This is a genomic window from Enterovibrio nigricans DSM 22720 (assembly GCF_900167155.1).
GTDB classification, from domain to species: Bacteria; Pseudomonadota; Gammaproteobacteria; order Enterobacterales; family Vibrionaceae; genus Enterovibrio; species Enterovibrio nigricans.
In genome coordinates, this window is sequence record NZ_FUXU01000008.1 from 67,934 (window position 1) to 92,829 (window position 24,896).

The 24,896-nt window shown below is 48.6% G+C and carries 24 protein-coding genes; 14 read left to right on the forward strand and 10 right to left on the reverse strand.

Annotated features, from left to right (window positions below; all coding sequences use genetic code 11):
• Positions 1-40: 40 nt before the first annotated feature.
• Both B5D35_RS05100 and rpmE read right to left on the reverse strand, forming a co-directional pair.
• Positions 41-1,291, reverse strand: a complete 1,251-nt coding sequence (locus B5D35_RS05100) for a malic enzyme-like NAD(P)-binding protein (protein ID WP_078751512.1) — start codon at positions 1,289-1,291, stop codon at positions 41-43.
• 572 nt (positions 1,292-1,863) lie between these two features.
• The gene (gene rpmE, locus B5D35_RS05105; protein ID WP_078751513.1) at positions 1,864-2,076 is read right to left on the reverse strand and encodes a 50S ribosomal protein L31; all 213 of its coding nucleotides are present in this window, start codon (positions 2,074-2,076) and stop codon (positions 1,864-1,866) included.
• Between the two features lie 246 nt (positions 2,077-2,322).
• Here rpmE and priA point away from each other — a divergent pair, with 246 nt between their 5' ends.
• From priA to rraA, 7 genes are all read left to right on the forward strand, one after another.
• Positions 2,323-4,518, forward strand: a complete 2,196-nt coding sequence (priA, locus tag B5D35_RS05110; RefSeq protein ID WP_078751514.1) for a primosomal protein N' — start codon at positions 2,323-2,325, stop codon at positions 4,516-4,518.
• A 153-nt stretch (positions 4,519-4,671) separates the two neighbouring features.
• Entirely contained in the window at positions 4,672-5,703 is a 1,032-nt protein-coding gene (gene cytR, locus B5D35_RS05115; protein ID WP_280174648.1) for a DNA-binding transcriptional regulator CytR, read from the forward strand.
• A gap of 138 nt (positions 5,704-5,841) precedes the next feature.
• On the forward strand, positions 5,842-6,402 hold the full coding sequence (locus tag B5D35_RS05120) for an SPOR domain-containing protein (RefSeq protein WP_078751516.1): 561 nt from the start codon (positions 5,842-5,844) through the stop codon (positions 6,400-6,402).
• A gap of 153 nt (positions 6,403-6,555) precedes the next feature.
• Complete coding sequence (gene hslV / locus B5D35_RS05125) at positions 6,556-7,080, forward strand: ATP-dependent protease subunit HslV (RefSeq protein ID WP_078751517.1); 525 nt, start codon at positions 6,556-6,558, stop codon at positions 7,078-7,080.
• Positions 7,081-7,095: 15 nt separating this feature from the next.
• Entirely contained in the window at positions 7,096-8,430 is a 1,335-nt protein-coding gene (hslU, locus tag B5D35_RS05130; RefSeq protein WP_078751518.1) for an ATP-dependent protease ATPase subunit HslU, read from the forward strand.
• Between the two features lie 175 nt (positions 8,431-8,605).
• Positions 8,606-9,511 (forward strand): 1,4-dihydroxy-2-naphthoate polyprenyltransferase, encoded by a 906-nt coding sequence (locus tag B5D35_RS05135; protein WP_170915124.1) that lies wholly within the window; start codon positions 8,606-8,608, stop codon positions 9,509-9,511.
• A gap of 163 nt (positions 9,512-9,674) precedes the next feature.
• Positions 9,675-10,160, forward strand: coding sequence for a ribonuclease E activity regulator RraA (gene rraA, locus B5D35_RS05140; RefSeq protein WP_078751520.1), 486 nt, complete (start codon positions 9,675-9,677; stop codon positions 10,158-10,160).
• Between the two features lie 56 nt (positions 10,161-10,216).
• Here rraA and zapB read toward each other — a convergent pair whose 3' ends face one another.
• Positions 10,217-10,459: a cell division protein ZapB gene (zapB, locus tag B5D35_RS05145; RefSeq protein WP_078751521.1), complete on the reverse strand. Its 243-nt coding sequence runs from the start codon at positions 10,457-10,459 to the stop codon at positions 10,217-10,219.
• 612 nt (positions 10,460-11,071) lie between these two features.
• On the opposite strand from zapB, the gene glpK reads away from it, so the two are divergent.
• Both glpK and glpX read left to right on the forward strand, forming a co-directional pair.
• Positions 11,072-12,577, forward strand: coding sequence for a glycerol kinase GlpK (gene glpK, locus B5D35_RS05150; protein ID WP_078751522.1), 1,506 nt, complete (start codon positions 11,072-11,074; stop codon positions 12,575-12,577).
• A 164-nt stretch (positions 12,578-12,741) separates the two neighbouring features.
• Positions 12,742-13,749, forward strand: coding sequence for a class II fructose-bisphosphatase (gene glpX / locus B5D35_RS05155; RefSeq protein WP_078751523.1), 1,008 nt, complete (start codon positions 12,742-12,744; stop codon positions 13,747-13,749).
• 45 nt (positions 13,750-13,794) lie between these two features.
• On the opposite strand, the gene B5D35_RS05160 is transcribed toward glpX, so the two are convergent.
• On the reverse strand, positions 13,795-15,285 hold the full coding sequence (locus B5D35_RS05160) for a DHA2 family efflux MFS transporter permease subunit (RefSeq protein WP_078751548.1): 1,491 nt from the start codon (positions 15,283-15,285) through the stop codon (positions 13,795-13,797).
• A gap of 46 nt (positions 15,286-15,331) precedes the next feature.
• Entirely contained in the window at positions 15,332-16,357 is a 1,026-nt protein-coding gene (locus B5D35_RS05165; protein WP_078751524.1) for an HlyD family secretion protein, read from the reverse strand.
• Between the two features lie 382 nt (positions 16,358-16,739).
• On the opposite strand from B5D35_RS05165, the gene B5D35_RS05170 reads away from it, so the two are divergent.
• The 3 genes from B5D35_RS05170 to B5D35_RS05180 all read left to right on the forward strand — a co-directional run bounded on the left by B5D35_RS05170 (position 16,740) and on the right by B5D35_RS05180 (position 18,744).
• The gene (locus tag B5D35_RS05170; protein WP_078751525.1) at positions 16,740-17,360 is read left to right on the forward strand and encodes a helix-turn-helix transcriptional regulator; all 621 of its coding nucleotides are present in this window, start codon (positions 16,740-16,742) and stop codon (positions 17,358-17,360) included.
• A gap of 19 nt (positions 17,361-17,379) precedes the next feature.
• A complete protein-coding gene (locus B5D35_RS05175; RefSeq protein WP_078751526.1) occupies positions 17,380-18,123 on the forward strand; it encodes a ferredoxin--NADP reductase in 744 nt (247 codons plus the stop codon).
• A 282-nt stretch (positions 18,124-18,405) separates the two neighbouring features.
• Positions 18,406-18,744, forward strand: coding sequence for a DUF3135 domain-containing protein (locus B5D35_RS05180; protein ID WP_078751527.1), 339 nt, complete (start codon positions 18,406-18,408; stop codon positions 18,742-18,744).
• Positions 18,745-18,781: 37 nt separating this feature from the next.
• On the opposite strand, the gene B5D35_RS05185 is transcribed toward B5D35_RS05180, so the two are convergent.
• Positions 18,782-19,138, reverse strand: a complete 357-nt coding sequence (locus B5D35_RS05185; protein WP_078751528.1) for a 5-carboxymethyl-2-hydroxymuconate Delta-isomerase — start codon at positions 19,136-19,138, stop codon at positions 18,782-18,784.
• Positions 19,139-19,417: 279 nt separating this feature from the next.
• Between B5D35_RS05185 and tpiA the strand changes: the two genes are divergently transcribed.
• Positions 19,418-20,188 carry a triose-phosphate isomerase gene (gene tpiA / locus B5D35_RS05190; RefSeq protein WP_078751529.1) on the forward strand — a complete coding sequence of 257 codons (771 nt, stop codon included), beginning with the start codon at positions 19,418-19,420 and terminating at the stop codon, positions 20,186-20,188.
• A 128-nt stretch (positions 20,189-20,316) separates the two neighbouring features.
• Entirely contained in the window at positions 20,317-20,781 is a 465-nt protein-coding gene (locus B5D35_RS05195; RefSeq protein ID WP_078751530.1) for a tRNA (cytidine(34)-2'-O)-methyltransferase, read from the forward strand.
• A 52-nt stretch (positions 20,782-20,833) separates the two neighbouring features.
• On the opposite strand, the gene B5D35_RS24770 is transcribed toward B5D35_RS05195, so the two are convergent.
• From B5D35_RS24770 to B5D35_RS05210, 4 genes are all read right to left on the reverse strand, one after another.
• Positions 20,834-21,328: a methyl-accepting chemotaxis protein gene (locus B5D35_RS24770; protein WP_244556509.1), complete on the reverse strand. Its 495-nt coding sequence runs from the start codon at positions 21,326-21,328 to the stop codon at positions 20,834-20,836.
• A complete protein-coding gene (locus B5D35_RS05200) occupies positions 21,316-22,494 on the reverse strand; it encodes a Tar ligand binding domain-containing protein (protein ID WP_244556510.1) in 1,179 nt (392 codons plus the stop codon). Before B5D35_RS05200 ends, B5D35_RS24770 begins: the two co-directional genes overlap by 13 nt.
• 147 nt (positions 22,495-22,641) lie before the next feature.
• The gene (gene cpxA, locus B5D35_RS05205; protein ID WP_078751531.1) at positions 22,642-24,024 is read right to left on the reverse strand and encodes an envelope stress sensor histidine kinase CpxA; all 1,383 of its coding nucleotides are present in this window, start codon (positions 24,022-24,024) and stop codon (positions 22,642-22,644) included.
• Positions 24,024-24,719: a response regulator gene (locus tag B5D35_RS05210; protein ID WP_078751532.1), complete on the reverse strand. Its 696-nt coding sequence runs from the start codon at positions 24,717-24,719 to the stop codon at positions 24,024-24,026. The genes cpxA and B5D35_RS05210 overlap by 1 nt, the downstream gene beginning before the upstream one ends.
• Positions 24,720-24,896: the final 177 nt, after the last annotated feature.

The following is a 24,896-nucleotide window of genomic DNA, read 5'->3' on the forward strand; positions in this document are numbered from 1 at the left end:
CCGTTTGGCTGGTTTTCTTTTTGTTGCCTGACTGAAAGACTTATTTATCTTCCATGTAGTTTTCAGGCATCTCAATACGCGCAACACCAGATGCAACCGCTGCATCAGCCACCGCTTTCGCAACGCGTGGAAGCAGACGTGGATCCATCGGTTTTGGAATGATGTAATCTTTACCGAACGTCAACGCGTCAACACGCGCAGCCTTTAACACTTCAGCCGGAACCGGCTCTTTCGCAAGAGAACGAATGGCTTCAACCGCCGCTAACTTCATTTCATCGTTGATTCGACTAGCACGTACGTCTAGCGCACCACGGAAGATGAAAGGGAAACACAAAACGTTGTTTACCTGATTAGGGTAATCTGAGCGACCTGTCCCCATGATCAAATCATCACGCACAGCATGCGCCAGTTCAGGCTTGATTTCTGGATCCGGGTTAGAGCATGCAAACACGATTGGGTTGTCTGCCATCAGCTTCAGCGCTTCTGCAGGCAGAAGATCTGGGCCGGATACACCCAAGAAGATATCAGCACCTTCAATCACGTCTTCAAGCGTACGCTTGTCCGTGTTGTTCGCAAACAATTGCTTATACTCGTTGATATCATCACGACGGGTATGGATAACTCCTTTGCGATCCAGCATGTAGATTTTCTCACGCTGTACGCCACATTTGATCAACAGCTCCATACATGCAACCGCTGCGGCACCCGCGCCCAGACACACAATCACCGATTCCTTGATGTCTTTGCCTTGTATCTCCAGTGCATTCAGCATACCTGCAGCCGTCACAATCGCGGTGCCGTGTTGGTCATCGTGGAAGACAGGCACATGACAACGCTCAATCAGTTGCTTTTCAATCTCGAAACAATCAGGGGCTTTAATGTCTTCTAAGTTGATACCACCGAAAGTATCAGAGATGTTCGCCACCGTATCGACGAACTCTTCAATGGTACGGTGTTTCACTTCGATATCGATAGAGTCCAAACCGGCAAAGCGTTTGAACAACAAAGCCTTACCTTCCATAACAGGCTTTGAGGCCAGAGGACCAAGGTTGCCCAAACCCAAAATCGCCGTACCGTTTGAAATAACCGCAACCAAATTGCCTTTCGCAGTGTATTTATAAACGTTATCTGCATCTTGCGCGATTTCGCGCACTGGCTCTGCCACTCCTGGACTGTATGCCAGTGCAAGATCTTCAACAGTATCTGCAGGTTTGGTAAGTTCGATTGAAATTTTACCGGGTACTGGGTAGGCGTGGTAATCCAGAGCCTGTTGGCGCTTGTCTTCAGACATGTCGTTTTCCTGACTGTATTTGTTATTGGCGAAGAAACTTTGCTGCTGGCCTTGCATGCAAGCTAAAAAGGGCAAACAGCCGTTTTGGGAAATGCCAAAGTGCGCATTTCACCACCGCAAAATGCCTGACTGCATCTAAACAATGTGCCGCTAATTCTTTGAGTTTAGCTGACTAATAACACGAAAAGTGTACACACTGACTATGACGCTTAGAGGTCAAGCATAGGCGGCACAAAAAAGGAATGACAAGATGTTAACGCAGTGACGTTCAATGAACCAGCCATTCACTTGGATAAAACCAATCGGAATAAAAAATCGAGTAAATATGACGCAGAGGAATAATACAAAGGAGAGATGACACAAGAATGGCGCGGATTAGGTGTACACATACCCCTTACTTCAAATCGTACAACGCTGTATTAGGCAGCCTCAAACAGCCCGAATATTCATCGTCTTCGTTCAATTGGTATAAGTGTCATAGTCTACCTATACTCAATGATGTAAAAGGTCTTACACGCTGTAACGGCATAAAAAAAGGGTGCTTTCGCACCCCTTTTTTTATTCTAACAAGATTACTTGCTAGCCAGCATGCCGAAACGCTTGTTGAAGCGGTCAACACGGCCACCGGTATCAACAACACGTTGAGTACCAGTGTAGAATGGGTGACACTTGTCACATACGTCCAGGTTGATGTCGCGACCCAGAGTAGAACGGAATTCAAAAGTGTTGCCGCAAGAGCATTTTGCTGATACAGCTTTGTATTCTGGATGGATACCAGCTTTCATAGGGATAACCTCTAATAAAGGCCGTGTCGCTCTCCCGATCTTATCGGGCACCACACGTCGTTAACATACAATTGTAAGGCGCGAAATTCTAATCAAGGTGACCGCGGATCGCAACTTTTTTGTTCAATTCATTTTCATCACCAGCTATCTACACACCACCAAAGAATTTTTCGCTGCATGCTTTTCGCCCTTCGTTGTCATAGGTACACTGTCGCCTATACACCTTAACCAAAATGTACGCATTCAATGACTCCAACCATTGCGCAGGTCGCCCTGCCGGTTCCACTACACAAGACCTTTGATTATCGCATTACCAATGACGTCCCCGTCGTGGGTGGTCGCGTGCGCGTACCGTTTGGTAAGCAATATAAGGTGGGCATTGTTACCGCATTGGTTAACACCTCTGAATTTCCGTTCGAGCAAATAAAGCCCATTAACGCCGTCTTGGACACATCGCCGCTTTGGCGTCCTTCTTTATATAAATTGCTTAACTGGGCGAGCCGTTATTACCAGTATCCATTAGGTGATGCTCTTGCGACCGTCATGCCCGGCCACCTCCGTAAAGGGAAACCCGCGTATCGCGAACGAGAAAAACTGTGGTCGCTCACCGATGCAGGCCGAGAACAACCTATGTCTGCATTAAGCCGCGCACCCAAACAAGTGCGCGTGCTGACATTGTTGCGCTCAGGGGCGATGACCCACAGTGATTTACTGGAACAAGAGGTATCAGCCCCTATACTCAAAACCCTTGAGGAAAAGGGGTGGATTGCCGCGTGTATTGATAATCCTATCGAATCTTGGCAACGACGCTATGCCGTGATCGAAGACAAGCCGACACTCAACCATGAGCAGGCAATGGCCGTGGCTACCATCAATGCCAACCCAGAGTTTGGCTGCTACTTGATTGAAGGCGTCACGGGATCGGGCAAAACTGAGGTGTATCTGAATCTACTTGAACCCGTACTTTCTCGTGGTCAGCAAGCCTTGATTCTTGTACCGGAAATTGGGTTGACGCCACAAACCATCAACCGGTTTAAACAACGTTTTGACGTACCAGTAGAAGTCCTTCACTCCGGTCTCAACGACACAGAACGCCTCAACGCATGGGTCGCAGCCAGAGATAACGAAGCTGCTATTCTCATCGGTACCCGCTCTGCCCTTTTTTCGCCATGCAAATCTCTCGGCATCATTATTGTTGATGAAGAGCACGACGCCTCCTACAAGCAGCAGGACTCATTCCGCTATCACGCGCGCGATCTTGCCGTGATGCGTGGGCATGAAGAAAATATTCCCGTCATTTTAGGGTCTGCCACACCCTCATTAGAAAGCCTGCACAACGCCACAACAGGTAAATACCATCATCTCGCTCTTTCCAAGCGTGCAGGTAATGCCGTGAAAGCCAAACATGGCGTGCTGGATATTCGAGGCCTCTATCTTGAAGCTGGACTGTCGGCCCCTTTGATTGCTGAGATGCGTAAGCACCTCAATGAAGGCAATCAGGTGATGCTATTTTTGAATCGACGCGGCTACGCGCCAGCGTTGATGTGCCATGAATGTGGCTGGCTGGCTGAATGTAAGCGATGTGATGCTTACTACACGCTTCACCAACAAAGTGGCGAACTTCGCTGCCATCATTGTGGCTCTCAACGCCCCATTCCACATCAATGTGGCGGTTGTGGTTCAACACAACTTATCAGTGTCGGTGTCGGCACCGAGCAATTAGAGTCGCATTTAACAACGCTCTTCCCGGAATACAAAACCATTCGAATCGACAGAGACAACACCCGTCGAAAAGGGGCTTTGGAGTCCTACCTCAATGCCATCCACAACAAAGAGTATCAAATCCTCATTGGCACGCAGATGCTGGCAAAAGGCCACCATTTCCCAGATGTCACACTGGTTGCCCTAGTGGATGTGGATAGCGCGCTGTTCAGCAACGACTTTCGTGCGCCTGAAAGGCTGGCGCAGCTCTTTGTTCAAGTCGCAGGCCGAGCTGGTCGCGCCAGCAAACCTGGCTTTGTACTGCTTCAAACTCACCACCCAGAGCATGCACTGTTGCAATCTCTTATGCATAAGGGATATGACAGTTTTGCACGTGCCGCTTTGATGGAACGTAAACAGACACAATTACCCCCGTACAGCTTCTTTGCTCTGATCCGTGCCGAGGGGCACCAGAGTGACATGGTCGAGCAATTTCTTTATCAGGCCAGAACCGTGTTTGAGGCCAGTCCGTTAGACAATGATGAATGTGCGGTAATGGGCCCAGCCCCTGCGCCTTTGCATCGTCGATCTGGACGGTTCCGTTGGCAATTAATTTTTCAAGCACCGAGCCGAAGAGTTTTGCAACAACGCCTGTCAATTGCACTACCTGCGATACGCCAATTACCGCTTTCGAAGAAAGTACGTTGGTCACTCGATATCGAACCCCAAGACATGAGCTGAACAAATTTCATTCAACTAAACCGATCGACATCACGGTATTCTTGAAATAACTGTTAACATGACCATGTTTAATACAGCCCCATATGATTAAGATAGAGGGTGTAGACAATAGTTGTCTCATTGCTGTAGGTCCCTCATGGGAAGCATTTGCCAATAAAAACAAGCAAGAGGAAAACTACTATGGCGACAATGAAGGATGTTGCCCATCTGGCTGGCGTCTCAACGGCGACGGTTTCTCGTGCGCTGATGAACCCGGAGAAGGTGTCGGCGTCTACGCGTAAAAAAGTCGAACAAGCGGTGATGGAAGCGGGCTACAGCCCTAATTCACTCGCTCGCAACCTAAGACGCAATGAGTCAAAAACCATTGTTGCGATTGTTCCTGACATCTGTGATCCCTATTTCACTGAAATCATCCGCGGCATTGAAGAAGCGGCAATGGAGCATGGCTATTTGGTTCTGCTTGGTGATAGTGGTCAGCAGGAAAGTCGCGAAAGTTCTTTCGTCAATCTCGTCTTTACTAAGCAAGCAGATGGCATGCTATTGCTCGGCACCGATCTTCCCTTTGATGTCAGTAAACCAGAACAAAAAAATCTGCCGCCTCTTGTCATGGCTTGCGAATATGCGCCGGAGTTGGAACTACCAACCGTCCATATCGACAACCTGACCGCCGCGTTTGAAGCCGTTAACTATCTGACCCAAGTTGGTCACAAGCAAATTGCTCAAATAACGGGTGCTACAGATGCCGCATTGACTCAGTTCCGAGTGCAGGGCTATCAACAAGCGTTGCGCCGTGGTGGCATCATTATTAACCCTGCTTACACAGTGGCTGGTGACTTTACTTTTTCCGCGGGTGCACGAGCAATGACAACTTTGCTTTCGCTACCGACACCTCCTACCGCCGTGTTCTGCCACTCTGATGTGATGGCAATCGGTGCAATGCAGCAGGCTAAGCGTTTGGGTTTCCGTGTACCTCACGACATTTCCATCGTTGGCTTTGATGACATTCAGTTTGCGGAATATTGTGACCCTGCACTGACGACGGTTTCTCAGCCTCGCTATGACATCGGCCGCCAAGCCATGTTGATGCTGCTGAAAATCCTCAAGGGCAACGATGTTCAGGCAGGCTCTCGCCTGCTCGATGCGCAGTTAGTGATTCGCGAAAGCGTCGCGCCGCCGTCGAGGTAAAGCACACAGGGGCAATTGACCTTCCAGAAATTGCAGCAACACTGCACACTGGAAGATCAATCGCCCTTGAGCACTGGCTTAGTTCCAAGCAAGCCAGTACCATATAGCTAACGACTCGAACAAAAGATACGCAAATCAGTGGCAACCAGAGATTATGTCAAACGCGGAAAATCACCGCGAAAACCAACCCGTACCACGAAGAAGCAACCACCTAAATCAGCATTTCCTCTAAAATGGGCATTGCTCGCTTTTGTTTTGCTTACGGGGTTTGGATATGGCCTGTACTACTTGGCAACCTCTGAGCCACCAGCAAAACCTGCCCCAGAGAAAGTCGCACCCGCCAAATCATCGAAGCCGAAGAAAGAGGATGCGATCCCGCCAAAACCTGTTGAAGAATGGAGCTATATCGAAGAGCTTGAGAACAAACAGGTTGCGGTCGAAGCCAACGAGCAGGAAGTGTCCAGCCGTCCTTACTTGATGCAATGCGGCGCCTACCGCAGCGCCAGCCAAGCGGACGAGCGAAAAGCAATGATTGCCTTTCAGGGACTGGAGAGCCACATCAAAACCAGCCAAGGTGAAAAAGGCATTTGGTACCGCGTGGTGCTGGGACCTTATCCCCTTAAACGTGAAGCGGAAAGGCAGCGCAACATGCTGATGCGTGCGGGTATCGAACCGTGTGCAATCTGGTATTGGAATTAAACTTTCCAAATAATTTCGCCATACCCCGCTTAAAATTAAGGCAAAGTCGTCAAGGCATGCGACTTTGCCCTTGAATTCCCTTTCCGCTACCCCCACCTTTTCCAATAATGATTCATACTGGCAAACGCCAGACCAAAATGAAGAGGTTCTACCGTGACGACTATCGTTTCAGTCCGCCGCAACGGCAAAGTAGTGATCGCCGGTGATGGCCAGGTGTCACTGGGTAATACCGTAATGAAAGGTAACGCACGCAAAGTACGCCGCCTATACAACAATAAAGTATTGGCAGGTTTCGCTGGCGGTACGGCAGATGCCTTCACCCTATTCGAACGTTTCGAGCGTAAGCTTGAAATGCATCAAGGTCATTTGACCAAAGCCGCAGTTGAATTAGCAAAAGATTGGCGTACCGATCGGTCACTGCGTCGCTTGGAAGCCTTGTTGGCGGTTGCCGACGAAACGGCATCTCTCATCATTACAGGTAACGGGGACGTGGTTCAGCCAGAGCATGATCTGATTGCAATTGGCTCCGGCGGTAACTTCGCGCAAGCAGCAGCCACGGCCCTGCTGGAAAATACGGAACTGGACGCACGCACCATTGCAGAGAAATCACTGACAATTGCAGGTGACATTTGCGTGTTCACCAACCAGTACCAAACCATTGAAGAATTAGATTACTAAGGCAGGAATCAGATCATGTCTGAGATGACCCCACGCGAAATTGTTTCCGAACTTGACCAACACATTATTGGCCAACACAACGCGAAGCGTGCAGTTGCCATCGCACTGCGTAACCGCTGGCGCCGAATGCAACTTAATGATGACCTGCGCGCGGAAGTAACGCCAAAGAACATCCTAATGATTGGCCCTACTGGTGTGGGTAAAACAGAAATCGCCCGCCGTCTGGCAAAATTGGCAAACGCGCCTTTCATCAAAGTCGAAGCGACTAAATTCACAGAAGTGGGCTACGTCGGTAAGGAAGTTGAAACCATCATCCGCGATCTGACAGATGTCGCGATCAAGATGACGCATCAGCAAGCCATGGAAAAAGTAAAATTCCGTGCAGAAGAAATGGCTGAAGAACGCATCTTGGACGTTTTGTTACCACCGCCTCGCGATGCATGGGGACAGAACGAAGAATCAAAAACTGATTCTTCAACCCGTCAGAGCTTCCGCAAAAAAATCCGTGAAGGCCAACTGGACGACAAAGACATCGAAATCGATGTTGCTGCGCCACAGATGAGCATGGAAATCATGGCACCTCCTGGTATGGAAGAAATGACCAACCAGTTGCAAAACATGTTCCAAAATCTGGGCGGCAGCGGTGCATCGAAAAAGCGTAAGATGAAGCTGAAAGATGCGCTGAAAGCGGTGACCGAAGAAGAAGCTGCAAAGCTGGTCAATCAGGAGGAGCTGAAAGAACAAGCGATCGCGTCAGTTGAAAACAACGGTATCGTATTCATCGACGAAATCGACAAAATCTGTAAGCGTGGCGAGAGCTCGGGCCCAGATGTGTCTCGTGAAGGTGTTCAGCGTGACCTACTACCATTGGTGGAAGGCAGCACTGTTTCTACCAAGCACGGCATGGTCAAAACTGACCACATTCTGTTTATTGCATCGGGTGCGTTCCAAGTGGCAGCACCGTCAGATCTGATCCCAGAACTGCAAGGTCGATTGCCTATCCGCGTTGAATTGGAAGCTCTGACTGCGTCTGACTTCCAACGCATACTGACAGAACCAAACGCGTCGTTGACCGCGCAATACTCTGCACTGATGGGCACTGAGAATGTGAGCCTGACGTTTACCCAAGACGGTATTGAAGAGATCGCAAACGCAGCATGGCGGGTCAACGAAAGAACTGAGAATATCGGTGCACGTCGTCTTCACACCGTCATGGAGCGCCTGGTTGATGAAATCTCTTACGACGCCAGCGAACGTGGCGGCGAAGCGTTTGAGATCAACTCAGAATATGTTCGCAGTCACCTCGAAGAGCTGGTTGACGACGAAGATCTCAGCCGCTTTATCCTGTAATTAACACGAAAAAACGGGCAACTTAGGGTTGCCCTTTTTTTTATCCCTACACATTTAAGCATGCCGGCACCGACAGCCCAGAATCGTTTGATTTACAGGGGACTCAGTATCAACATTGCTCAATGTGACAAAAACACCAATAATGTCACCTGCTTTATTTTGGTTTGCCAAGGCTATATCTGTGTCCACCTTTAAAATTTGGCTTGAAGCCGCCCGTCCGAAAACGCTGCCACTCGCCATTGCCTGCATATTGTCAGGCAGTGCTGTTGCTGCACAAACCTCGGCCTTCTCTTTATCGATAACGTTGCTCGCCTTGGTAACAGCCTTGCTGCTGCAGATTCTGTCTAACCTCGCTAATGACTATGGTGATGCCGTAAAAGGCACCGACAATGAAGACCGTTTGGGACCCAAGCGCGCGATCCAGCAGGGATTAGTCACGCCTAAATCGATGAAAAACGCCATGGTCTTCAATGTTTTTCTGACCATACTTGCAGGGGGCGCACTTGTTTTTACCGCCTTTGATAAACCGACAGACATCCTTAGTTTTATTGGTCTTGGTGCATTAGCTATCGTTGCCGCGATTTGCTATACCGTTGGAAATAAGCCCTATGGTTACCAAGGTTTGGGTGACTTATCCGTACTGATTTTCTTTGGTTGGTTGGGCGTTGCAGGCACTTTCTACTTGCAAACTGGTGGGCTAGCGACAGCCGTGCTCTTGCCCGCCACAGCCTGCGGCTTGTTAGCAGTGGGTGTCCTGAACATCAATAACCTCCGTGATATAGACAACGATCGTGCCTGTGGAAAACACACTCTGGTTGTCCGTATGGGACCCAAGTGGGGCCGCATTTATCACCAAGCATTGCTCATTGGTTCTTACGCCTGTTTTACCGCGTTTGCGACGATGGAGCAGCTCAGTGCTGTAGGATGGATATTTGTGTTGGCAATACCGCTTGCTATCAAACACGGGCTTGCTGTGTGGCATTCGCGTAATGGCGAAACTCTGCGACCGATGATGGGCGATATGGTGAAAGTCGCTTTGCTGACAAACACCTTGTTTGCGGCTGGCATCCTACTTCAATAAAACGCCCCAAGAACACGGCGAAGAAAGGCAGACGAATTGTGTTTTGAGTCATTGCAAAGCCCTAGCGTGTCGTTATACTTTTTTGCATAGGGTAGCTGCTATCTTTAATGCAGTTACTATCTTGCCTCCCGGCATTTTTTACGTCTCAAGAAGAAGTCTGATTATGGAATACAATACCTCCGAACTGTGCGACATGTACCTGGATCAGGTTGATGTACTAGAACCAATGATGAACTCTTACGGCGGACGAAGCTCGTTTGGCGGAAAGATCACCACGGTGAAATGCTTTGAAGACAACGGTGTGATCCGTCAGGTTGCAGAGCAAAACGGTGAAGGTTGCGTCATGCTCATCGACGGTGGTGGTTCACTGCGCCGCGCTTTGATTGATGCTGAGATTGTTGCCATGGCAACCGAAAATAACTGGGAAGGCATTGTGGTTTACGGCTGCGTACGCGATGTCGATGCATTGGACGAGTTTGATATTGGTGTGCAGGCACTCGCCTCTATTCCGGTCGGTGCAGATAGCAATGGTATTGGTGAAACTGACGTGCCGGTTAACTTTGGCGGCGTGACCTTCATTCCTGAAGACCACCTATATGCAGACACCACGGGCGTTATTCTGTCGCAAGAACCGATTGATATCGAATAGGTCTAGCGAGCAGTGTACGCCCATAAAAAAACAGAGCCATTCGGCTCTGTTTTTTGTTATTCAACTTCTTCGATTTTGCCCAGCAGGCTACGAATACGTTGTTGCCACGCGTCATGATCTGCTTTCAAGCGCGCGTTTTCTTGTTCCAGCGCATCACGATTTTCACGTACCGCGTCAGATTCACGACCTAGTGATTCGTTCGTTTCTTTTAATTCTTCGATTTCCATTTGCAGCAACGAAATCGTGTCTATAGCCATTTGAATTTTGGCTTCAAGCTGCTCTAAAATTTCCAATGACATCAAGGCCACCTATTTATTCCAACGTTGTAAGCGTAATACGCGAACCTTACCAAGGCTTATGCCAACAGGCATGATTCCTCACGCGTCCCGAAGATCCTATTCTAACGGCGCACGGCGACAGTCGCACCTTCCTAATACACTTTTAGATCACAAGCGAACAAAAAAGCACCACCGCTAACACCTTCTTAAATCTCACCTTTTATGGTTCTAAGCAAATTGACGGCGCAAAGTGACTAACAATGCGATTTCATTCAATTTTTATTCACTTTCGCCATGATATTGTAGATAGAATCGTATCTCTCTTGGAGCATTCCAAGATTTGCCATTATTGGCTGGGCTGACAGTTTTCTGTCAGCCTTTTTTATTTTTTGTTATCTCAACACACCTGAATGCGTTAATTGTCATTTTTGGGAAAGACTTTCATGCTCAAACGAGCAAAAAATAGTCACTAAATGCGCGAACGCACATTTCAGTGTTCTACGTTTATATGAAGTTCGTTTCAATGCAAAAGACGTTTTATATTCCGTGCGATAATCACGAAAACGATAGCGCTCCTTACTGCCCGTCTCACTCGGCACTACGCTTTAAGTAACAATATGAAGAGGATACCTTATGAGCACCGAGCAAAAATATGTCGTTGCTTTGGATCAGGGAACCGCCAGCTCTCGGGCGGTGATCCTGGATCATGACGCCAATATCGTCACAACAGCACAACGGGAATTTACACAGATTTATCCAGAGTCAGGTTGGGTAGAACATGATCCGTTGGAAATTTTTGCCACACAAAGTGCGACTTTGGTTAAAGCCCTCGGGAAAGCAGGTATACGCTCCGATCAAGTGGCAGCCATTGGCATTACCAATCAACGGGAAACCACCGTGGTATGGAACCGCCATACTGGTAAACCTATCTACAACGCCATTGTCTGGCAGTGCCGTCGAACCGCCCCCATCTGTGAACAGTTAAAGGAAGACGGTTATGAGGACTATATCCTCAAAAATACCGGTTTAGTGGTAGACCCCTATTTCTCTGGCACAAAAATAAAATGGATCCTCGACCATGTTGAGGGAGCGCAAGCGCTTGCGGAAAAAGGTGACCTACTTTTCGGTACTATCGACACCTGGCTGATCTGGAAAATGACCCAGGGACGTATTCACGTAACGGACTACACCAATGCCAGCCGCACTATGCTGTTTAACATCAACACGCTGGAATGGGACACCACCTTACTCAACGCATTGAACATTCCGGCTATCATGCTACCGGAGGTTAAAGCGTCTTCCACTGTTTACGGTGAAACCAACATTGGCGGTAAAGGCGGGACGCGAATTCCTATCGCGGGTATAGCTGGTGATCAGCAAGCCGCATTGTTCGGTCAGATGTGCGTAGACGCTGGCCAGGCAAAAAACACCTATGGAACGGGCTGCTTTTTGCTGATGAACACGGGCAAAGAAAAAGTCACCTCGCACAATGGCCTGTTAACCACTTTAGCCTGCGGCCCGAAAGGTGAAGTGGCCTATGCGTTAGAAGGGGCGGTTTTTATGGGCGGCGCATCTATCCAATGGCTGCGGGATGAAATGAAACTCATCAAAGATGCTAAAGACTCAGAATACTTCGCCACACAGGTCGAAACCGCTAACGGGGTATATGTGGTGCCCGCATTTACAGGCCTCGGTGCCCCACATTGGGACCCGTATGCACGCGGAACCATTGTAGGTATTACCCGAGGTGTTAACGCCAACCACATTATCCGTGCCACATTAGAAGGCATCGCTTATCAATCCTTAGATGTACTGACCGCGATGGAAGCCGATTCTGGTATCAAACTCGATTTTCTGAAGGTCGACGGTGGTGCAGTCGCCAATAACTTCCTGATGCAGTTCCAGTCAGATGTCCTGAACACGGAAGTACAGCGTCCCAAAGTCACCGAAGTGACCGCGCTGGGTGCTGCGTACCTTGCCGGGCTTGCGGTTGACTTTTGGGGCAGCATTGATGAACTTCGTGGCAAATCTGAAATCGACCGGGTGTTTACACCTTGCGAAGATGATGGCAAACGTGAACGCCGCCATCGTGGCTGGCAACGCGCCGTTGAGTGCTCTAAAGGTTGGGAACAACACTAGGGCTCACCCATGACGACGAGGCGCATCACGTCGTCATGGTTCTCTATCTAAAAACGCAAACGTTTACTTGGTGCTTATGGTAAAATCCGCGCCGAGTTTTTTCGTTGTCGATATTCGGTCTCGGCAACGCCCCACTTTCATGTATTACATTCTCTGGAGTTAGAATGAAACGCGATTTAGCGATGGCTTTTTCACGCGTCACAGAAGGCGCAGCACTGGCGGGTTACAAGTGGCTTGGCCGCGGTGACAAGAACGCAGCGGACGGTGCCGCCGTTGAGGTTATGCGTATTCTGCTTAACAAAACGGAGATTGAAGGTGAGATCGTCATCGGTGAAGGTGAAATCGACGAAGCGCCAATGCTCTACATCGGCGAAAAAGTCGGCATGGGTGGTGACGCGGTAGATATCGCGGTTGATCCCATCGAAGGTACCCGAATGACAGCGATGGGTCAGTCAAACGCTCTGGCTGTATTGGCTGCTGGCGAGAAAGGTTCTTTCCTGAAAGCCCCTGACATGTACATGGAAAAGCTGGTTGTCGGCCCTGAAGCCAAAGGCATGGTCAACATTGAACTACCACTACGCGAAAACCTGATCAACATCGCTAAGGCACTGGGTAAGTCGCTGGATGAACTGGTTGTGACCACACTAGCGAAACCTCGCCACGATGACACTATCCGCGAGATGCAGGAAATGGGTGTGAGAGTGTTTGCGATTCCAGACGGTGACGTCGCGGCCTCTATCCTAACCTGTATGCCTGACAGCGAAGTCGATGTCATGTATGGCATTGGCGGCGCACCTGAGGGCGTTGTTTCTGCTGCCGTTATTCGTGCCTTGGGTGGTGACATGAACGGTCGCCTGCTTCCACGTCACGAAGTAAAAGAAGACAACGAAGACAACCGCCGTATGGGTGAGATTGAAATCGCACGCTGTAAGGAAATGGGTATTGAAACCAATATCCGTTTAAAAATGGAAGACATGGCAAGCAGCGATAACGTTATTTTCGCTGCCACCGGTATTACCAAGGGTGACCTGCTGGAAGGTATCGCACGCAAAGGCAACATCGCGACCACCGAGACCCTGCTGATCCGCGGTAAATGCCGCACAATCCGTCGTATTAAGTCGACCCATTATCTGGATCGTAAAGACGACGCAGTAAAAGAAATCATCCTATAACGGATAACGAATAGAAAAAGCACGCCGAGGCGTGCTTTTTTCGTTTTAGTGTCCGGACAGTTTTGTATCGACGTTCTTTTTCTGCGGCTTTTTAAACAAAGCAAGCAGAGGGATCAACACAAAGTATGACACCATGATAAAGCCGAACGTATAGACAAATGCCAGCAATGTAGACTGTTGATGCAGCATATTGGTCAAGGTTGCAATGAAGCTCGGATCAGTGACGCCTTTACCTTGTGATGCGGCAAACTGCTGTACCAATGGATTATCCGGTGTCAGACTGCCACCTAGCGCATGCCACTCTTTTTGCTGTATCTGACTGAAGTAGGTATTCACAATCGAAATACCGAATGATCCACCTAACGTTCTGCAAAGGTTAAAGACCACTGCACCACCCACGGCCTGATTGGGTGCGAGACTGGCATACGCCAATTGGCTAAGCGGTGCAAACACCAGACCCATACCCGCTCCCTGAATAATGCTCGGCAACAACACCCAATAGACATCAATATCCAGCGAGTACTGCATCATAACAAAGCTGCCTATACCATTAAGTAGCAGCCCAATGACGATCAGTTTCCTTGGATCGAGCCTATCGATAAACCGAGATATTGATAGCAGGACAATCGCAGAAGCCAAGCCCCGAGGCGCCATCACAAAGCCCGTCGTATCTACCGGGTAACCAAGAAGCTGCTCCAGCATCATGGGTTGCAGTTGGGTGATCCCAAACATCCCCATCGAAAAACCCATCATGACGATACAAGACAAGAGTAAGTTCCTGTCTTTGAGCAGCCACATCGGGGCAATGTCACCCTTGGTACGAAAAGAACGTATAAGGAAAAATGCCCATGCAATCACGGCAATAACGAGCGAGAACAAGATGGTGTTCGAGGCAAACCAATTGTCTTGATTCCCCCGCTCTAGCACCATTTGTAGCAAACCAATTCCAATTGCCATGCCGAACACCAACGGCCAGTCAACGGAGTGCTTTCCTCTGCCATCAAGGTGAACAAACACTGCCAATAATGTCAGGCATAAAATGCCAATCGGAACATTTACATAAAAAATCCAGCGCCAGTCCATGTTCTCAGTGATCACTCCACCCACTGTTGGCCCTAAAATTGGGCCAAGCAGCACACCTATGGAGAACAGTGCCATGGCTTTACCACGTTCTTCCGGCGGGTAAATTTGCACCATGATGGACTGAGAAAGTGGAATGACCGATGCGCCAAACGCACCCTGCATGATGCGAAAAACGATCATCTCAGTGAGCGTATCGGCTTGGCCACACAACGCCGATGTAACAATGAAGCCTGTGACAGACACCAAGAGCAGCCGTCTGACCCCAAACTTCAAGCTCAGATAGCTCGCGAGTGGAATACAAATCGCCTCCGCCATCGAGTACGAGGTCAGCACCCAAGTGACTTGCTCTGACGTCACACCCAGAGCCCCCATCATATGCGGCAGGGACACATTGGCGATGGTCATGTCGAGCAGCACCATGATCGCGGACAACATGACCGCGACCGTGATCATCAAACGATTGCCACCCGCAGGTAGCGCGATGGCACCGTTATTATTGCTACTGGCTTCCATCTGCCGTCGCCTTAGTCAGCGTATCAATAGTGACCGTGGCACTTGCACCGACTCTTAGCGGTGGCTCTCCCTTCTCAGAAGAAATGGACAATTTTACGGGGAAGCGCTGTGGCACTTTCACCCAATTTCCCGTCGCATTTTCCGGTGGCAACAAAGAGAACGAAGAGCCACTAGCTGGAGAGATTGCTTCGACAGCACCCTTGAATGCGGTGTTCGGGTACATATCCAACACTACCGTCGCAGTCATGCCTGATTTGATGTAACCGATATCACCTTCTTTGTAATTGGCTTGTACCCAAAATGAATTGTCCTCGACCAGTGGCATCATAGACTGTCCCGGTGCGACGACACTGCCTGGACGCACATTCACGTCACCTAGCATCCCAGAAGAAGGCGCGATAATTTCGGTGTAGGACAGATTCAACGCCGCCTCGGATAATGCGGCAGCCGCTTGCTTGACAACTGGAGCCTCATTACCCGTCGCGCCTTGCTCGCTAATAAGCTGTGACATTCGAGCACGAGCTACATCCAGATTATTCTTGGCAGCAGCAAGTTCGGCTTTCAAATCGTCACCTTGTTGACGTGACAACACGCCACGTTCAACCAATGCCATATTGCGACGGTATTTATCCTGAATATCGAGAAGTTGCGCGGTGGAAGATTTGATTTGTGCGCTCGCACCGACAATAGCATCACTGGTTGCTTTGTTTGCCGATGTTGCATTTTCATAGGTCGCTTTTACTTGTTCATATCGCGCCTGATATGACGCAGGGTTAATGCGAGCTATCACCATGCCTTTATCGACATGCTGAAAGTCCACCACATTCACTTCAATCAGTTGACCGCTCACCTGAGGAGCGAGATAAAGAATGTTTCCGTGAATGTAGGCGTCATCCGTACTGGGATATTGATCTTGATGGCGAACGTAAAAGTAACCCGCAGCAACAAGCACCGCAGCGATCAAAGTAAAGACCAGTAAATTATTAATCGGAAAAGATTTTTTTTCTTCCATGCGACCTCCTGATGGCCGTCAGACGTCTTTAAGCAGCAGCCTAGTGAAGGCTTGAATAGCAACAAGTCTAGTAATCAGAATGTAGTTTGTGCGGTGGCTGCTGATCTCAGGACAATTTTTTTGATGGGTTTTACCATTGTGACATCAGCTCTCTTTTTGCAAACATCTAAAAGTGAAATGTATTTCTCCGTTAATGAAACGCAGCGTGATGAATCGCTAACAATAAGTTAGTAAAGACATTGCTTTATTTAGCTCCCACCCTTCATAATGTTAGAAACCCAAAAGCAATGCTGACCCAAGAATATCTCGCCAGATGAAAGAAAAATCTGAAAGCACAAGGGAAAGCAGGCTGGGAAGAATCAAAAGGAGTGACCTGAGCGCGATGAAAACAGTCGATAAAATCCTGCATAAAATAAAACGCGAGGGCGCGATTAGTGCTCGCGTGTTGGCGGATGAAATGGGAATGACCACCATGGGCATTCGGCAGCATTTGCAGGCTATGGAAGATGATGGACTGGTCGACTTCAGTGATATTCGCGTCAAAGTCGGTCGTCCGACCCGACATTGGACACTGACCGCAGAAGGTCACCGTCGTTTTGCTGATAGCCATGGCGATCTTGCCGTCTCAGTGATTGACTCTGTGGAAAGCCTTTTTGGCGAAAGCGGTTTAGCCAAAGTGATCCAGCAACGCGAAGAGAAGACGTTGCACCAATACCGCGAAGCGCTCAAAGATTGCCACAATTTAAAGGCTAAACTTGAAACCTTGGCGTATCTTAGAGAGAACGAAGGTTATATGGCAGAGCTACAGGAAATCGAGGATGGCTTCCTGTTAATTGAAAACCACTGCCCCATTTGTCAGGCCGCCAAGCGTTGTCCCGCGCTGTGTAAGTCGGAAAAAAATATCTTTAAAACCGTACTTGGCAGTGAATATAACGTAACGAGAGACGAACACATTATCGAAGGGCAGCGCCGCTGCACATACAAAGTACAAGTTCGCAAATAAAAACGTTTAAGGAGGATGTATGGCAACATGGATCAAAGCAGAAATTATCGAAAACAGACGCTGGAATAAAGATCTGTTCAGCCTCATCCTCGACGCAGATACTGCGCCGTTTACCGCAGGTCAATTCACTAAACTGGGTCTGGAGATCGACGGTAAGTTAGTACAACGCGCTTATTCGTATGTGAATGCCTCCTCTAGTAAGTACCTCGAAATCTATGCCACTCGTGTTGCTGATGGCCTGCTATCCCCTCAGCTTCATAGTCTTGAAGCTGGCGATACCGTCATGATCACCAAAGATGCCGCTGGCTTTTTTACTCTTGAAGAGATTCCGCAAGGTGACCACCTCTGGATGCTCTCAACGGGCACGGCGCTTGGTCCTTTTCTCTCTATTTTACAAGAAGACGAGGTATGGCAACGTTTCAGAAAAGTCATTCTTGTTCATGCCGTCCGTTTCTCCGCCGACTTGAGCTATCAGGCAGAAATCAATGCCCTTAAAAAGAAATACAGTGATCAGCTCGTCGTTCAACCTTTTGTCAGCCGTGAACCCAAAGCGGGGGCGCTGTCTGGTCGCATTACACATGCGTTAGAAGATGGCATGTTAGAACGGGTGGTTGGCTTCCCCTTTACTGCAGAGCAAAGTCAGGTCATGTTGTGCGGCAATCCACAAATGGTCAAAGACGTCAAAGCATTACTGTTAGAAAAAGGACTGCAAAAGAACCTTCGCAAAAAGCCAGGTAATATCACCGTCGAACAATACTGGTAGGGTTTTATTACCGGACATAACGAGCCAATGGCTCGTTTTTTTGTGCCGATTTACCGTCAACAACAAAAATCACGAACTTTCCTCTAATTTCTCACAACTGAGACTTTATTTTACCGAATGGTGTGTTTTTGTCAGCGATCAGACAATTATCTGTATCAACCACAAAACACACTTAAACAGTTGACACGCATAGTCTCATTTATGAGTCATAAGTGCGATTGAATGCTCACTTTTTAACCGTATAGTCAAAGGCAAGTCATGCGCAGACAGAGGAGTAATGCCATGAAAACGTTGCCTTCATTTGATGAATTAAAAGCGTTAGCGGAAAAGGACCCACAAGCACTGGACGCACTGCGTATCGAGATGAGTGAAGAGATCATTCAAAGTGCCAGTGAGGAAATGCAGCCAAAATTACGCGCTCAGATGAGCCACATCAATCGTGTCATTGAGACGGGAAAAAACCCAAATCATGTTAACGCACTCTTGATGAAAGAACTGATGCGCCAATTTGACCGCTTCTCTACCGCTGTAAATAATCCATTAGCTTTAACTGAGAAAAGCGCAACCGTCACTACATTGCATCCGAAGCAAGGCAGAGATTCTCTGGCTGCTGAGGGCTAACTCAGTTTTTGTGCGGTGGTTCGCCACCGCCAATTTTTTATTCTTCGCGTTGTTTGACCTTGGCGTACCAACGCCTGTCCATGTCACGCACGTCCACTGACAAGCTAGCGACTTCTGGTGCATGAACCTGCATCACATCCAAAAGCGCATGGCTGAGGTTGTACTTCTGTTTTTCATCTCGCCCAGACAACAACCATAATGTGACATGGATAAAATCCTGCTGATTGTCCGACTCAGCAATCAACCACTCATGTGATGCATAGGCGCGCGATTTGACATCGCTTGAGTCAAACTCCCCACTGCCAATGGCCGCTTTATGCAAATCTTCCAGCAATTGGCCAACATTAACGCGCTCAGAAACAGGGTCACTGTACTCCATGACAATATGAGGCATAACTTGCTCCTTGTTACGATAATGAGCCACTTTACTCTATCCATTCGAGCGAATGTTACTGGTGGGGTGATTATTCCCATCAGATCACATCGTGCTAGCGTTATATTTTTCAAGCGGTTCCGAAAATAAATTACGAAAATTTGTTACTCAAAGGTTCACATTTCGGCGTAAAACGCGTAAAAACGATGGCATTTATGATTTTGAGCAGGAAACGGGAGTAGGTCTGCTGCTATCGTTCCCAGCAATTGATTTTGATAATTGGATTACGGAGAAATTCCTATGCGCCGTCCACTAGTAATGGGTAACTGGAAACTTAACGGTAACAAGACAATGGTAGCTGAGCTTATCAAAGGTCTTGAAGCTGAACTTAATGGTGTAGAAGGTGTTGATGTTGCTATCGCGCCACCTGTTATGTACTTGGATCTGGCAGAGCAACTGCTAGGTAAAGCGGAAAGCAAAATCATTTTGGGTGCACAGAACGTTGACGTTAACCTAAGCGGCGCGTTCACTGGCGACATCTCTCCAGAGATGCTGAAAGACTTCGGTGCAACTCACATCATCATCGGTCACTCAGAGCGCCGTGAATACCACGAAGAGTCTGACGAGTTTGTTACTAAGAAATTTGCATTCCTAAAAGAAAATGGCCTAGTTCCAGTTCTTTGCATTGGCGAATCTGAAGCACAAAACGAAGCGGGCGAAACCGTTGCAGTATGTGCTCGTCAACTCGATGCAGTAATCAATACCCAAGGTGTTGAAGCACTGAACGGCGCAGTAATCGCGTACGAACCAATCTGGGCTATCGGTACCGGTAAAGCAGCAACTGCAGACGACGCACAGCGTATCCACGCAGCGATCCGTGCACACATTGCAGCGAAGAGCGAAGAAGTGGCGAAGAACGTTGTTATTCAATACGGCGGTTCTGTTAAGCCTGAAAACGCTGAAGCTTACTTCGCACAGCCAGACATCGATGGTGCGCTGGTTGGTGGTGCTGCATTGGTTGCAGACAGCTTTGCCGCTATCGCGAAAGCAGCAGCAAAAGCGAAAAACTAAGTTTTTCAGCCCGTCTGAAGAAAAAAAAGGAGAAGCCAAGGCTTCTCCTTTTTGTTTTTTAACGCCTTGATGGCAAATTCGCCTGACGGCTATACTGCGTCTTTGTTCTGACTACGCCACGGTAGACCATGTTTCATATTGCATTACACGAGCCTCAAATTGCGCCAAATACCGGCAATATCATTCGCCTTGCTGCCAATACGGGTTGCAAGCTTCACCTTATAGAACCTTTGGGTTTTGATTTTGAAGAGAAGAAACTTCGCCGCGCAGGGCTGGACTACCACGATCTCGCCAATGTGACGCGCTATCCGAACTATGCCGCGTTTTTAGACGCAATGGGTGATCGCCGCATTTTTGCGTGCACCACGAAGGGAAGTCGCCCGCACTCAGAGGTCAGCTATCAGGAAGGGGATGTGTTTTTGTTTGGCTCAGAAACCTGTGGCCTGCCAGATGACGTTCGTAACGCATTTTCCGCCGAACACCGAATTCGTGTTCCTATGATGCCAAGCAGCCGCAGTTTAAACCTCTCTAACTCCGTCTCCATAATTTGCTATGAGGCATGGCGACAGCTTGGCTTCCAAGGTGGCCTATAAAAAAATAGCGGGCTTATCACCCGCTATTCTCATCACCTTTCACTGGGCTTACTCAACCCACTGATTTCTGCAGATCTCGCGCTATTTGGTTAAGTTGATTGGTGGCGTGAACAAGGCTATCAACCTCATGGGAACTTTTGCTCGCCATCTCACTGATCTTATTAACATTGATGTTAATTTCTTCAACCACACCATTTTGTTGGCCTGCTGCGCTCGCGACTTGAAGGTTCATCTCAGTGACTTGCGTAGTGGCTTGCCCTGCCTGTGACAAGTAATCGCCCGCTTGACGTGCCAATGCAATGGTTTTATCGCCCATTTCGCAGCTTTTCTGCATGGTATCAACGGCGGCTTTCGTCACCGAGCTAAGCTGCGCAATCATTGTCTCTATTTCTGAAGTCGAATCATGGGTACGTTGAGCAAGACTTCTCACCTCATCAGCCACCACCGCAAATCCTCGACCTTGCTCGCCTGCACGCGCGGCTTCAATGGCGGCATTCAGTGCCAGTAGGTTTGTTTGTTCTGCGATGCCTTTGATCACATCCAGCACCGACGTAATATTTCCGCTGTTTTTTCAAGCTCCGTCAATGCTGCGCTACTTTGTGTCAGACTTTCTATCAGTTGCTGGGTCTGATTCATCGCTTCCGTATTAACCCGCATGCTTTCTGATGATTGCGAAGACGCATTTTCCGTCGCACTCTGGGTCAAAGAGGCATTGTTGGCGATTTCCTGCGCCGTGGCTGACATCTCATTCACCGCCGTTGCCACTTGCATGATCTCCCCGCTCTGCGCGTCGCTATTTTGCTTTACGGCTTTAGATGCACAATTCAATGCATTCACCGCATCAGCCACCTCGTGTGCAACTTTGGCTATCATGCCATTGGTGCTTTTACGGGTGCCTTCCATATTTTGCTGCAGTTCACCGATAATACCCGGCTCGTCAACGACACCGACTTGGCTGAAGTCACCCGATGCCTGAACGGCTAACGCGGCAGACACTTTATTCAGCCCGCCATAAATACGATTGAGGATGACTCTTGACATGACAATGGCAACAATCAGCGCAACAACCACCGAAGACAAAACAACCACTTCGAGAATCACCGTTTTTTCTTCAATGTCCACCACCGCCGTTTCTGTGAACTTTCCAACGTCGCTGAGCAGGCTATCAACCATTTTCGTGGTGGTTTCGGCTTCTTCGCCCACCACTTTGTCGAGCACTTCCGCCTCATGGAAGTGTTGACCGTCGAGTTCTTTAAATACGTCTTCGACGTGAATCATCCACTTTTTATGTAACACCTTGATATCGTTCAGAATGATGTTGGCATTATTGAACGCCAACTGCTCCTCAACGGTGCCGTTTGCTATACCATCCGCCAAAAGTCGATCAATGTTTGCGATGTCCTGTTCAACCTTCTCGCCCAATTTATAGAAGTAGGCTTTTTCTTTGTCGTAGTTTGCTGATGCGTCAGGCTCTTGACCGACTTCTAACGCATAACGGAACGCTTTGTTGTAATGGACACGCTGCTCAACCTGATGCTCTGTGGCTTTGCTGATAGATGCGAGAATGGGGATATCACGTTGCGCCACGCCTTGCACATGACTCTCGACATAGGCGAGCTTGTAAAATACAAAGGCACCCACAATAATCTGGATACCACACACCAAAGCAACAAACATTGTAAGTCGCTGTTTGATGGTCATCTGAGAGGACATACGCTAACCACTCCTTAATAAACGCGTTGCTTGCGTTAAAGTAGAGAATGCCGCATCAAAAATGAGATACGGCCATTTCTCTAAGGTTAGCAATAACTTTGGAAAACGAGATATCTATCTGGATTTTTTAAACATCCAGCGTGGAAATTACAACGCCGTATTAATTAACCCAAACACCAAGGTTACGGTGAGGCCTCCGTTGTCATTGATGCAAGCCTCTGCACGACCATTATGCTGGCGCATGGCGCTGTCCGTAATGGCCAATCCAAGACCTGTCCCGCCACTCGCACGATCACGCGCCGTAGACACTCTGTAAAACGGCTTGAAGATATCAGCCAACATCTCACTTGGCACTCCTTCACCGTCATCACTCACATCGACCTTGAGCGAACGTCCTTCCACAGAGAAAGATACCTTCGTGTGTTGATCCGCGTATTTAATGGCATTCCGTACCACGTTTTCGAGTGCGCTGCACAATAGCGGCCCATTGCCATCAATCGTGACATTGGGGATGGCTTGATACGTAAAGGTTTTATTGTGCTGCTCGGCTTCAAATTCCGCATCATCCAGCAAGGGCAACCACAGCTCTTCCAATGTGAACGTTTCCCTCTCAGCATGGCTGTTTAGTTGCATGCGGGACAGTGACAATAAATCCGCAATCATCTGCTCCATGCGCTCAGCTTCGGTGTCGATGCGTGTGAGATTCGCGCTTTCACCTTGTTTGCGAATGGCCAGGGCATTGGCCATACGTAAGCGCGTCAACGGCGAGCGCAATTCATGGGAAATATCTGAAAGTAAACGTTGCTGCCCGCTTATCATCTGATTTAGAGCAGTCACCATTTGGTTAAAGCTCGCCCCCGCTTGGCGAAACTCTCGCGGCCCTTTTTCAAGGGTTGGGTCGATTTCAAGTCTCCCCTCAGCCACACGCTCGGCAGCTGCCTGCAGCCGACGGGCTGGGCGGCTCAAAGCCCACGCTAACCAAAGAAGTAGCGGCGTACTCACGACCATGGTCACCAGTAGCAGTTGAAAAGGTTTGTCCAGAATTTGCGCATAGAAAGGCGGGGCTTCTCGCCACATGCGTCCCACATACATCAAGGCTTCTGACTGACCATCGTCGACTAAAAATGGGCCTGCCAACATCCATCGGCCGTATAAGCGTTGCTGGGGATTGTGCGGATCATCCGCAATAGATGTGAAGTTTTTGAGTGTTCGACTCCCCCCATGATGCTGCCTCTGGTTGTAAACTTCACCGTCAAGATTGGTGAAGTACAACTTCATGCCGCCACGCTCTGAGAGGCTTTTTTGTACCTTTACAAGGTTGTCTTCCAAGCTACCGTGCATGGAAAACAACCGATTAGAGATAGTGTCTGCCATCTTTTGTAACTTGATTTTTGATGACACAGGTAGCTCGTGTTGCTGACGAGGGTCAGCTTGCTGGGCAGCCAAAACCGCGATGAGTACCAGTAGCAGTGTCAGCCAAAAAATCGCAAAAATGCGCCCATAAAGGCTTTTTATTGTTGGTAACCTCATTATGCTTCCACCAACAGATACCCGCGCCCCCTCAGGGTTTTAATTCGCGGTTTACCATCTTCACGATCGGGCAGCTTCTTTCGAATATTAGATATGTGCATGTCGATAGCGCGATCAAACGGTGCTAAGCGTTTTCCTAGCACATTCATACTAATATCCGTTTTCGCCACAATGCTCCCCGGCTGCCTGACAAGGTAGGTCAGTAATGCCGTTTCCGTTCCGGTTAAATCAATCAGCTGAGATTGGCAGTACACTTCCATCTTCCCCGGATAAATAACAACATCTTGGTATTCCAATTTGTCCTGGGTATCTTCCGGGCGTTTTTCTTCGCTGCTTTTTGCCGTGCGGCGCAAAATCGCACGCATACGTGCCAATAACTCGCGATCACTAAAAGGCTTAGGCAGGTAATCGTCAGCGCCCAATTCCAGCCCCATAACACGGTCAATCTCTTCCCCTTTAGCCGTCAACATCAACACAGGAGTTTCCCATTGATCACGTAAACGACGCAGCGTTTCCATGCCGTTTAGCACTGGCATCATCACATCCAAAAGAATTAAATCGACATTTTCGCCAATTTTTTCCAAGCCTTGTTGGCCATTGTTGGCGATGTCCACGTTATAACCTTCCAGCTCTAGTAGGTCTTTTAACAAGCTCGTCAGTTCTGTGTCATCGTCAATAAGAAGAATGTGCGCCATGGGGTGTGCCTTTAATGTCTTGATTGAATCTAGTATCTGCCAATAGCCAGTGCGATTCCACGTGTAAATCGCAGGTTTACCCGCCTTTACATTGCTTTACTTATCCCGCACACCGGTTTACATCCCAATGGGTAAAGTTACTCCCATCAAGCGACACAACAGATGAACCGGAGAACA

What these genes read in the sequence shown, in the direction of transcription:
- B5D35_RS05100 (WP_078751512.1), bottom strand. Translation starts at nt 1,291, where the DNA reads ATGTCTGAAGACAAGCGCCAACAGGCTCTGGATTACCACGCCTACCCA.
- rpmE (WP_078751513.1), bottom strand. Translation starts at nt 2,076, where the DNA reads ATGAAAGCTGGTATCCATCCAGAATACAAAGCTGTATCAGCAAAATGC.
- priA (WP_078751514.1), top strand. Translation starts at nt 2,323, where the DNA reads ATGACTCCAACCATTGCGCAGGTCGCCCTGCCGGTTCCACTACACAAG.
- hslU (WP_078751518.1), top strand. Translation starts at nt 7,096, where the DNA reads ATGTCTGAGATGACCCCACGCGAAATTGTTTCCGAACTTGACCAACAC.
- rraA (WP_078751520.1), top strand. Translation starts at nt 9,675, where the DNA reads ATGGAATACAATACCTCCGAACTGTGCGACATGTACCTGGATCAGGTT.
- zapB (WP_078751521.1), bottom strand. Translation starts at nt 10,459, where the DNA reads ATGTCATTGGAAATTTTAGAGCAGCTTGAAGCCAAAATTCAAATGGCT.
- glpK (WP_078751522.1), top strand. Translation starts at nt 11,072, where the DNA reads ATGAGCACCGAGCAAAAATATGTCGTTGCTTTGGATCAGGGAACCGCC.
- glpX (WP_078751523.1), top strand. Translation starts at nt 12,742, where the DNA reads ATGAAACGCGATTTAGCGATGGCTTTTTCACGCGTCACAGAAGGCGCA.
- B5D35_RS05160 (WP_078751548.1), bottom strand. Translation starts at nt 15,285, where the DNA reads ATGATCACGGTCGCGGTCATGTTGTCCGCGATCATGGTGCTGCTCGAC.
- B5D35_RS05165 (WP_078751524.1), bottom strand. Translation starts at nt 16,357, where the DNA reads ATGGAAGAAAAAAAATCTTTTCCGATTAATAATTTACTGGTCTTTACT.
- B5D35_RS05170 (WP_078751525.1), top strand. Translation starts at nt 16,740, where the DNA reads ATGAAAACAGTCGATAAAATCCTGCATAAAATAAAACGCGAGGGCGCG.
- B5D35_RS05175 (WP_078751526.1), top strand. Translation starts at nt 17,380, where the DNA reads ATGGCAACATGGATCAAAGCAGAAATTATCGAAAACAGACGCTGGAAT.
- B5D35_RS05180 (WP_078751527.1), top strand. Translation starts at nt 18,406, where the DNA reads ATGAAAACGTTGCCTTCATTTGATGAATTAAAAGCGTTAGCGGAAAAG.
- B5D35_RS05185 (WP_078751528.1), bottom strand. Translation starts at nt 19,138, where the DNA reads ATGCCTCATATTGTCATGGAGTACAGTGACCCTGTTTCTGAGCGCGTT.
- tpiA (WP_078751529.1), top strand. Translation starts at nt 19,418, where the DNA reads ATGCGCCGTCCACTAGTAATGGGTAACTGGAAACTTAACGGTAACAAG.
- B5D35_RS05195 (WP_078751530.1), top strand. Translation starts at nt 20,317, where the DNA reads ATGTTTCATATTGCATTACACGAGCCTCAAATTGCGCCAAATACCGGC.
- B5D35_RS05200 (WP_244556510.1), bottom strand. Translation starts at nt 22,494, where the DNA reads ATGTCCTCTCAGATGACCATCAAACAGCGACTTACAATGTTTGTTGCT.
- cpxA (WP_078751531.1), bottom strand. Translation starts at nt 24,024, where the DNA reads ATGAGGTTACCAACAATAAAAAGCCTTTATGGGCGCATTTTTGCGATT.
- B5D35_RS05210 (WP_078751532.1), bottom strand. Translation starts at nt 24,719, where the DNA reads ATGGCGCACATTCTTCTTATTGACGATGACACAGAACTGACGAGCTTG.